This is a genomic window from Rhodococcus sp. (in: high G+C Gram-positive bacteria) (assembly GCF_049286785.1).
Taxonomy (GTDB): domain Bacteria; phylum Actinomycetota; class Actinomycetes; order Mycobacteriales; family Mycobacteriaceae; genus Rhodococcus_F.
The window spans coordinates 1-9,296 of sequence record NZ_JBAQEO010000527.1; the positions used below are offsets into that span (position 1 = coordinate 1).

Annotated in this window: 7 protein-coding genes and 1 pseudogene; 2 read left to right on the plus strand and 6 right to left on the minus strand. The window is 67.6% G+C overall.

Going from position 1 to position 9,296, the window contains the following annotated elements; translation table 11 throughout:
• Nucleotides 1-1,695: cation-translocating P-type ATPase (locus WAW17_RS19140; protein ID WP_422334512.1), on the minus strand; the 1,695-nt coding region annotated here is incomplete at its 3' end.
• Nucleotides 1,696-1,797: 102 nt separating this feature from the next.
• Entirely contained in the window at nt 1,798-2,835 is a 1,038-nt protein-coding gene (locus WAW17_RS19145) for a patatin-like phospholipase family protein (RefSeq protein ID WP_422334513.1), read from the minus strand.
• A gap of 77 nt (nt 2,836-2,912) precedes the next feature.
• Here WAW17_RS19145 and WAW17_RS19150 point away from each other — a divergent pair, with 77 nt between their 5' ends.
• Nucleotides 2,913-3,380: a tRNA (cytidine(34)-2'-O)-methyltransferase gene (locus WAW17_RS19150; RefSeq protein WP_422334514.1), complete on the plus strand. Its 468-nt coding sequence runs from the start codon at nt 2,913-2,915 to the stop codon at nt 3,378-3,380.
• Here the strand turns inward: WAW17_RS19150 and WAW17_RS19155 are convergent.
• Complete coding sequence (locus WAW17_RS19155) at nt 3,361-4,284, minus strand: LysR family transcriptional regulator (protein ID WP_422334515.1); 924 nt, start codon at nt 4,282-4,284, stop codon at nt 3,361-3,363. The two genes, WAW17_RS19150 and WAW17_RS19155, sit on opposite strands and share 20 nt — an antisense overlap.
• Nucleotides 4,285-4,401: 117 nt before the next feature.
• Here WAW17_RS19155 and WAW17_RS19160 point away from each other — a divergent pair.
• A pseudogene (locus tag WAW17_RS19160) lies at nt 4,402-5,286 on the plus strand (C4-dicarboxylate ABC transporter); the annotation flags it as partial.
• A gap of 89 nt (nt 5,287-5,375) precedes the next feature.
• Here the strand turns inward: WAW17_RS19160 and WAW17_RS19165 are convergent.
• The 3 genes from WAW17_RS19165 to WAW17_RS19175 all read right to left on the minus strand — a co-directional run.
• On the minus strand, nt 5,376-5,684 hold the full coding sequence (locus WAW17_RS19165; protein WP_422334516.1) for a rhodanese-like domain-containing protein: 309 nt from the start codon (nt 5,682-5,684) through the stop codon (nt 5,376-5,378).
• Nucleotides 5,681-6,571, minus strand: a complete 891-nt coding sequence (locus WAW17_RS19170) for a DUF4349 domain-containing protein (protein WP_422334517.1) — start codon at nt 6,569-6,571, stop codon at nt 5,681-5,683. Before WAW17_RS19170 ends, WAW17_RS19165 begins: the two co-directional genes overlap by 4 nt.
• A gap of 51 nt (nt 6,572-6,622) precedes the next feature.
• On the minus strand, nt 6,623-9,296 hold a 2,674-nt coding region (locus WAW17_RS19175), incomplete at its 5' end, for an error-prone DNA polymerase (RefSeq protein WP_422334518.1).

The window sequence follows — 9,296 nt, forward strand, 5'->3', positions numbered from 1 at the left end:
GCTGACCACGATCCCGTCGCGATCGAGCAAGGCACCGAGAATCTGATCGTCCTCGGGCAGGTCCTTGCCCTGGATCACGGTTGCGTCGGCTCCCTGCAGCCCGATTTCGCGGGCGATGGCACGAGCGGTGGCCGGGTGATCGCCGGTGAGCATCGCGACTTTGATGCCGGCACTTCGAGCTGCCAGGAGTGCCGCCGGCACCGTGGTGCGCGGCGGATCTTCCAGTCCCAGCAGGCCCAGCAACTCGAGGTCCTGTTCGACGAGGTGCGGGTCCGCGGCCGCTCCGGGGTCGTCGAGGCTGCGGCGAGCCACCGCGAGTACCCGGAGGCCACGTGACGCCATGTCCTCGAGCGCGGCCTCGGCCCGGTCGAGGAGCGCGGGCGCATCCGCGCATCGCGGCAGCACCGCGTCCGGCGCCCCCTTGAGTAGGAGCTCGTTACCCACGATCACCGACTCCCGGCGGCGCCACGGATCGAAGCCGAACCGGTGTGTGACCTCGACGTGAGGCAGTCCGCCCGGACCCGCCAACCGTGCCGCGAACGCCGCGATCGCCGCCTCCATCGGATCCCCGACCGGATGCCATTCGCCGTCCTTCCGCATCACACGGCCCTTCGAGGCGGCGGCAGCTGCAGCGCCCGCCTCCGCCGCACGCACGATCGCCTCGGGAGACCCGTCCACCTCGCCGGTCGGCTCGTAGCCCTCGCCGTGCACCGAGACGGACCCGGCGGGGGTCCACGTCTCGACGACCTCCATCCGATTCTGAGTGAGTGTGCCGGTCTTGTCGGTGCAGATGAAGGTGGTGGAGCCCAGCGTCTCCACCGCGTTGAGGTTGCGCACGAGCGCGTTGTTGCGGGCCATGCGCTGAGCACCCATCGCCAAGGACAGGGTGACCGTCGGCAGAAGCCCCTCCGGAACCAGCGCCACGGTGATGCCCACTGCGAAGAGGAACGCATTCTGCAAGGAGATGCCGACCAGCGTCGAGATGGCGAAGAAGAGGACGCCGACACCGATGGAACCGAAGGCCAGCACGCGGACAATCCGCTGGATTTCCAGATCGAGTGGGCCGGGCGGGCGGCGGACCGATGTGGTCAGCGCAGCGATGCCGGCCAGTCGCGTATCCGCCCCGGTTGCGGTGACGACACCCTCGGCTTCGCCGTCGACGACGAATGTTCCCGCGAGTACTGCCTCCCCGACCCCCCGCGACACCGGCTCGCTCTCGCCGGTGAGAGTGGACTCGTCGAACCTGCACCGCCCGGCCACGACGAGGGTCAGGTCGGCGGGCACTCGATCTCCACCGGACAGGGCGACCACGTCATCGACCACCAACTCACGGGTGTGCACAGTCTGCAGTTCACCGTCCCGGCGCACGACGATCGTGGTGGGCAGTAGGTCTTCGAGTCTCTCGGCCGCCTTTTCCGCGCGTTCCTGCTGAACGAACGCGAAGATCCCGTTGATGATGATCACGATGATCACCGCGATACCCAACTCCGGCATGCGCGCCACGAAGGCCAGCACCGACGCGAACCACAGAAGCAGGGCGAAGAAATGCGTGAGCTGAGCGATCAACCGGCGCCACCACGGCACCTTCCGGGCCGCCGGTAGCTGATTCGGGCCCTCGCGGGCCAGACGTGCGGCCGCCTCGGTGCTGGTGAGGCCGTTGCGGTCCGCCACTTGTGCACGCGGATCGGTGTGCACACCGCCTCCTCCACACGTGGATCGCGCGACTAGCCGGCCGCGGAGCGGCCCCGGCACATCAGCGTATCGGCATCAGCGGGTGCCTGCTGGGCTCAGGACCGCTCAGGCGCCGCCGTCCTCGTCCTCTGCGGGTAGCGATCCCGCACCTGCCGTGACGCCGGCGGCATCGAGGGCGGACTCGGTGAGTTCGCGTCCCAGCTTTATCATCTCGCCGGCTCGGTGGAACTCGAGGCTGCGGCACGCGTTGCGCGGCACCCTGACCAGCACATCAGGCGGGTGCACGGCGAGCTGGTAACGGGCCAGGGCAGCTTGCATCACGTCGAGCGACCGGTTCATCACCGCGAATCGACTGAACTTCGGGACCAGCAGGGCGGTACCGTCGGTCGCGGTCGCGTCATCGGACGCCTCGCTGATGTCCTCGGATTCATCTGATTCTGCCGGGGTGGAGCCCAGACGGCCGACGAGCGTCCGCACGAGGTCACGCTCGAGCAGCTGCGCAGCGCTGCGGCGGAACCGACCCATCCACTCGTCGACAGGCCGGACGTCCGCACTTGCGTTTTCCGGCGTAAACACCTCCCCCTCCCTGTCCTCGGCACCGAGAATGACCCCGACCGTGAGACCGGCACCCGAGGAGAGCGTCGGGGCCACCGGCAAAGGGTCGAGAATGGCACCGTCCGCGAGCACCCGGCCGTTGAGGACGTAGGGCGTGATGACGCCGGGGATGGCGATCGACGCGCGGATCGCGGCGTCGACGGGTCCCTGCTGAAACCACACCGAACGGCCTGCGGCGAGGTCGGTGGCCACGGCCGTGTACGGCATGGGCAGATCCTCGATCCGGATGTCGCCGAGGATGTCCCGTACCCGGTTGAGGATTTTCTCGGCGTGAATGGCACCGGGCGCGGACACGGACAGATCCAGCAGTCGCACCACATCGAGCTGATTGAGATTCAGTGCCCAACTCGTGAACTCGTCGAGCTTCCCGGCGGCGTAGACGCCACCGACGAGGGCACCGATCGAGGATCCGGCGACGCACGCGATCTCGAATCCCCTCTCCTCGAGCACCTGGATCGTTCCGATGTGCGCGTAGCCGCGGGCACCCCCGCCGCCCAGAGCCAGTGCGACACGCGTCCGTCCGGTCATGGGGTGATGTTACGTCCGTCACCCGGCATGCAGGCTTGGGATAATGCCTCCCACGGGCCTGCACCTAAGCTGGTCGGGTGTTCCGAGTGATGTTCCACGAGCCCCGCATCCCACCCAATACCGGCAACGCGATTCGCATGGTCGCCGGCACGGGGTGTGAACTACACCTGGTGGGCCCCCTCGGATTCGACCTCACCGAGCCGAAGCTCAAACGTGCCGGCCTCGACTACCACGATCTGGCGTCCGTCACCGTGCACGAGAACCTCGAGGCCGCGTGGGCTGCGATCGAGCCGGCCCGCGTGTTCGCGTTCACAGCGCATGCCGCCGTCTCCTACGCCGACATCTCCTACGAGCCCGGCGACGTACTGCTCTTCGGCCCCGAACCCACCGGCCTGGCCGAGGACGTGCTGGCCGACCCGCACGTCACCGAACGCCTACGCATCCCGATGCTCCCCGGACGCCGATCGCTGAACCTCTCCAACGCCGCCGCGCTCGTGACGTACGAGGCATGGCGTCAGCACGGGTTCACCGGGGCTGCGCTGTAACTCCGGCGTGCGCGAGAGCGCCCAGCGCGATATCCAGGAAGTCGCGTGCCGCCCCCCGTATTCCGCGAACGGGGTCCCACACCGCCGACAGTGTGCGGGGCATAGCCAGCCCCTCCACGTCCACAGCGGCGAGGCGGCCGTCGGTGAGATCCGCGGCGACCGCGAGCGAGGACAGCACCGCGGGTGCGTTGCCCGCGACCACCGCGGCCTTCACGGCGGTGCACGAAGTGAGCTCGAGCAGTGGTGCCGCACACCGCGGCACCGCATTCTCGAGAGTCGTCCGGGTCCCCGAGCCCTGTTCACGCTGGATCATCGGGGTCCGGGCAAGTTCGTCGAGTGGAATCGGTGACCGGCGGACCCACTGGTGCCCCGGCGGCACGACGACGACGAGGTGGTCCCGGCCGACCTGCCGCGACTGCAGGCCCGGCGGAATGTCGGGGCCCTCCACGAACCCGAGGTCCGCGTCCCCGGCAAGCACCCGGGCGATCACATCCGACGAATTGTGCAGCCGGACGGACGTGACCACGTCGGGGTACTTACGCCGCATCGCTACGGTCCAGCCGGGAACGAGGTATTCGGCGATCGTCATGCTGGCGGCCACGGTGAGCTCGGCCTGCCGCTCTCCGCGCAGTGCCGCGACTCCCGACGCGAGTTCCTCTGCGGTCACGAGAATGTGACTGGCCCATTCGAGAATGAGCGCACCCTCCGCGGTGGGACGAACCCCGGTGGCACCCCGGTCGAAGACCTTGATCCCGAACTGCCGTTCGGCAGAACGAACCCGCGCACTGACCGCTTGCTGGCTCAGCCCGTGCTCGCGCCCCGCAGCTCCCATGCTTCCCAGCCGCTCCACGGACAGCAGAACATCAAGTGCGTTGAGTTCGGGAACACGGGGCGAGAGCGGCACAGGGAAAGGCTAGTCCCACAAACGGGGTTTGTGGGTATTCAACGACGAGCCTCCTACCGGCGACGACGACGGCCCGACAGGCTCGACTCCATGACCCCCAACTGGTTCGCGACGGTGATGGGCACCGGCATCGTCGCCGTCGTCGCGACGTCCCTGCCTCCTGCCGTCGTTGTCGCGCGGCCGGTATCCGAACTGTTCTGGTTCCTCGCCGCCGCACTGCTGATCGCGCTCACGACCGCACTCGTACGCCACTGGATCCAGCGGCGCGAAGAGGCGCTCGCCGACGTCCGCAGCCACACGATGTTCCCGTTCTATGGCGCGGTAGCGATGGCGGTGCTGACGGTCGGCGCCGCCACCGGCGCGGCAGGCCGCGGAATACTGGGACACCGTGCGATACCGGTGTCGGCGGCGTTGTGGGCGGTGGGCACCGGGATCGGCCTCGTGACCTGTGCAGTGATGACTCGCCGGCTGATGCGCCCGGACGGCACCGCACCGGTGCCGTCATGGTTGATGCCCGTCGTCCCGCCCATGGTCTCCGCGTCCAGCGGCGCCGCACTGGTCCGGCATCTCCCGGCGGGCGCGCCCCGGATGGCGCTGCTGACGATCTGCTACATCCTGTTCGCGTTGGCTCTGACAGCCGCGGTGTCGGTCGTGATCGTCGTCGGCGCTCACCTGGTCCGCAACGGACTACCCCAGGCAGCGCTCGTTCCCACACTCTGGATTCCGCTGGGCGTGATCGGGCAATCCGTGGCCGCGATCACTCTGCTCGGCGCGGCATCCGGCCACCCGTGGCTGCACACGGCCGGCGTCGCCTACGGCGTCACCGTCGGCACGCTCGGAGTGGTCACGCTGACCACTCTCGTCGTCGTCACCGCGAGAGCCTTCCGGCGCGGGATGAGCTTTGCCCCCACCTGGTGGAGTTTCACGTTTCCCGTCGGCACGTGCGCACTGGGGGCGAATTCACTGGGCGCCGCGGCACATTCGGCCGTCGTCGTGAGCGCCGGCGTCGCACTGTGGTGTGCCCTGCTCCCGATCTGGTCCGTCGTTTCCTACCGAACCGTGCGGCACGCCCTCGCGTGTCGAACTCGCCGTCAGTTCCCGCTCTCGATCGGACGACCCGACTGCATCCACGCCGATGTGCCGCCCGCGACGGACACGGCGCTGATCCCACGTGCATTCAAGTACTCCGCGGCCTGCAGGCTGCGACCACCCACCGCGCAGATCACATAGACCGTCTCGGCATCGGGAATCTCGTCGACACGGGCGACGAACTCACTGAGCGGGATCAGCGTCACACCCGGAACCCGGACCTGCGCGTACTCATCGGCTTCGCGCACGTCGATAACGGGGGCACCCGACTCCAGCGCGTTGTCCAGAGAGTTCAGGTCCACCTCGATCATTGCGTCTTCGCCTCTTCCCGTTCCGGCTCCGCACCGGGCGGTGGCCGGCGCGACGTGGTGTACATCCGGCGCAGACGGTACCCGCCGTAGATCACCAGGGCGATCACGACCACGAATCCGAACCACGGAAGCAGCGCGCCCACCACCACCGCCCCGCCCTGGATGGCGGACAGCAGGGCCTGCCAGCCGGCAACGACGCCTTCCCAGAAGTTGTCGGGGCCGAGGTCGGGTTTGTCCGCATCGGGGGCGGTGACGTCGACCGTGAGCGTGGCCAGAGCCACCTGATCACTCAGCAACCGCTTCTGCGCGGTGAGACTGTCCAGTTCGCCCTGCCGCTGTGCCAGCGCCTCCTCCGCCGCGATGAGGTCTGCCGTATTGGTGGCCGAATCGATGAGTCCCCGCAGTCGGCTGACGGATGCCGTCAAAGCCCCAATTCGGGCGTCGAGGTCCTGCGACTGCATCGTCACATCGCTTTTGGTGACGCTGACGCTGGTCACCTTCCCCACGGCGCGTAGATCGTCCAAGGTGCGGGTGAGCGAATCTGCGGGCACCCGGATGGTCAGGGAACTGCTCGGGTCCTGATCATCTGATCCGGGCTGTTCGGTGAGCTGATCGACGCGGCCGCCGAGGGAATCGACCATATCCACGATCTCTCTGCCGACCGCCACCGGATCGTCCGCGGTGATCGCGACCTGCCCGGTGATGATTTCCTGGCGTTCGGCGGTCGACTGGTCCTTCGCGGGCGCCTGGATCGCGCCACCGATCTCCGCCGAACCACGATCGGCCGAACTCGGCGATCCCGGAGACGGAGCGCCCCCGTCGGAACCGCCACACCCGGCTAGGACCAACGATGCAATGACGATCGCCGACAGGACATATCTCCTCATGTGCGCATGCTAGCGGTCCACCGGCCCGATCTTCGGGAGATCACTTTCCGTTCACCGGAAGTCGCGAGATCTGCCGGACATCCGCAAGTCCATGAGCTGCATCCGGTCCGCCACCACCGTGACCGCACCTTCGGCGTTCTGCACCTTGCCGCGTACCAGGAGTGCCGGCGCCGTGTTGGCGAGCTTGCGGTACTTCGCCCACAGACCCACCGAGCACACCACATTTACCATTCCCGTCTCGTCCTCGAGGTTGATGAACGTGACACCTGCTGCGGTGGCCGGACGCTGGCGGTGAGTGACCGCCCCGCCCACCAGTACCCGGTCGCCGTCGGGCACATCCAGCAACCGTGCCGCCGGAATCACGCCGAGCGCATCCAGTTGCGGTCGCAGGAACTGGGTGGGATAGGTGTCCGGGGAGATGCCGGTGGCCCACACGTCCGCCGCGGCCAGTTCGAGGTCACTCATCCCGGGCAAAGCCGGCGCCCGGGTCGATGCCCCGAGGCCCGGCAGCCGGTCGTGTCGCTCCCCTGCCGCGGCACCGGCCGCCCACAACGCCTCACGCCTCGAGATCCCGAAACTCGAGAGAGCGCCGGCCGTCGCAAGTGATTCTGCTTGCGCGGTAGTCAGTTCCACCCGACCCGTGAGGTCGAGGAACGAGGTGAACGGCCCAGCCTCCTCCCGGGCCGCGACGATCCGCTCGGCCAGCGAGGTGCCGATGTGCCGCACCTCCCCCAACCCGAGGCGCACCTCCATTCCTTCCGCCTCGACGGTGGCGTGCGCGAGACTCGCATCGATGTCGGCGCCGCGGACCGGCACCCCGTGTCTGCGCGCGTCGGCCACCAGCGACTGCGGTGAGTAGAAACCCATCGGCTGTGCCCGCAGCAACCCGGCACAGAATGCCGCCGGGTGATGCAGTTTGAACCACGACGAATAGAACACCAGCGCCGCGAAGCTCTGTGAATGGCTTTCGGGAAAACCGAAATTCGCGAAAGCGTAGAGCTTCTCGTAGATCCGGTCGGCCACGTCGCCGCCGATTCCGTGCAGATCACGCATACCCTGGTAGAAACGCCCCCGCAGACGTTCCATCTTCTCTGGTGACCGCTTCGACCCCATCGCCCGGCGAAGCTGATCCGCCTCCGCCGGAGTGAAGCCGGCGACGTCGATCGCCATCTGCATCAACTGCTCCTGGAACAGCGGCACCCCCAATGTCCGCTGCAGCGACTTCTCCAGCGACGGATGGTCGTACGTCACCGGTTCGAGTTTGTTGCGGCGTCGAATGTACGGGTGCACCGAGTTGCCCTGGATGGGACCGGGGCGGATGAGTGCCACCTCCACCACCAGGTCGTAGAAGTTGCGCGGTTTCAACCGGGGCAGGGTGGCCATCTGCGCCCGTGACTCCACCTGGAACACGCCGACCGAATCGGCCCGCTGCAGCATCTCGTAGACGGCCTCCTCGGACAGGTCGAGTTGGGCCAGATCCACCTCGATCCCCTTGTGCTCGGCCACCAGATCGATCATGTAGTGCAGGGCCGAGAGCATACCGAGACCCAGCATGTCGAATTTGACCAATCCCACTGCCGCACAGTCATCTTTGTCCCACTGCAGCACACTGCGGTTCTCCATCCGCGCCCATTCCACCGGGCACACGTCGGCGATGGGCCGGTCACAGATCACCATGCCTCCGGAGTGGATGCCGAGGTGACGTGGATAGCCCTCGATCTCCGCCGCCAGTTCGAGAACCGCTGGTGGTATGTCGGTACCGGTTTCCCTGCCGATACCGGTCCACCGGCCGACCTGCTTGCTCCAGGCGTCCTGCTGCCCCTGCGAAAAGCCCAGTGCCCGGGCCATGTCCCGCACCGACGACTTCCCCCGGTACGTGATCACATTCGCCACCTGCGCCGCGTACTGCCGGCCGTATTTGGCGTAGACGTGCTGAATGGCCTCCTCCCGTCGATCCGACTCGATATCCACGTCGATATCCGGCGGGCCGTCCCGTTCGGGTGAAAGGAACCGCTCGAACAGCAACTTGTTGCGCACGGGATCCACATTGGTGATGCCGATGGCGTAGCAGACGGCGGAATTGGCTGCGGAACCCCTTCCCTGGCAGAGGATGTCGTTGCTCTTGCAGAACGCTACGATGTCGTGGACCACCAGGAAGTAGCCCGGGAAATTCAGCTCGGTGATGATATCCAGTTCGTGCTCGATCTGCCGGTATGCGTCCGGCCTGCTCACCGGCGGACCGTAGCGCCGGCGTGCCCCCTCCATCGTCAGCTCGCGCAGCCAACTGACCTCGGTATGCCCCTCGGGGACGTCGAAGGGGGGTAGCTGCGGCGCGATGAGCCGAAGGTCGAAGGCGCATTCCAGGCCCAGCTGCGCCGCTCCGCTCACGGCTTCCGGGTACGCCGCGAAGAGGTATGCCATCTCCTCCCCGGAACGCAGGTGCGCCCCACCCGTGGGCGCCAGGTTCCCGGCCGCGTCGTCGAGACTCTGCCGGGCGCGGACGGCCGCCATGGCCATGGCCAGGCGACGTCGCGGGGGACCGGCGAAATGAGCTGCCGTGGAAGCAATGATCCCGAGTCCGTGCTGCTGGGCGAGTGCCGCGAGAGACGCGTTGCGCTCTCCGTCCTCCGGGATGCCGTGATGGGTGAGTTCCACCGTGACCCGGTCTGCCCCGAACCGGTCGATCAATTCACGCAACCGGGCGGCCGCAGCGTCCGGCCCACCC

What these genes read in the sequence shown, in the direction of transcription:
- WAW17_RS19145 (WP_422334513.1), bottom strand. Translation starts at nt 2,835, where the DNA reads ATGACCGGACGGACGCGTGTCGCACTGGCTCTGGGCGGCGGGGGTGCC.
- WAW17_RS19165 (WP_422334516.1), bottom strand. Translation starts at nt 5,684, where the DNA reads ATGATCGAGGTGGACCTGAACTCTCTGGACAACGCGCTGGAGTCGGGT.
- WAW17_RS19170 (WP_422334517.1), bottom strand. Translation starts at nt 6,571, where the DNA reads ATGAGGAGATATGTCCTGTCGGCGATCGTCATTGCATCGTTGGTCCTA.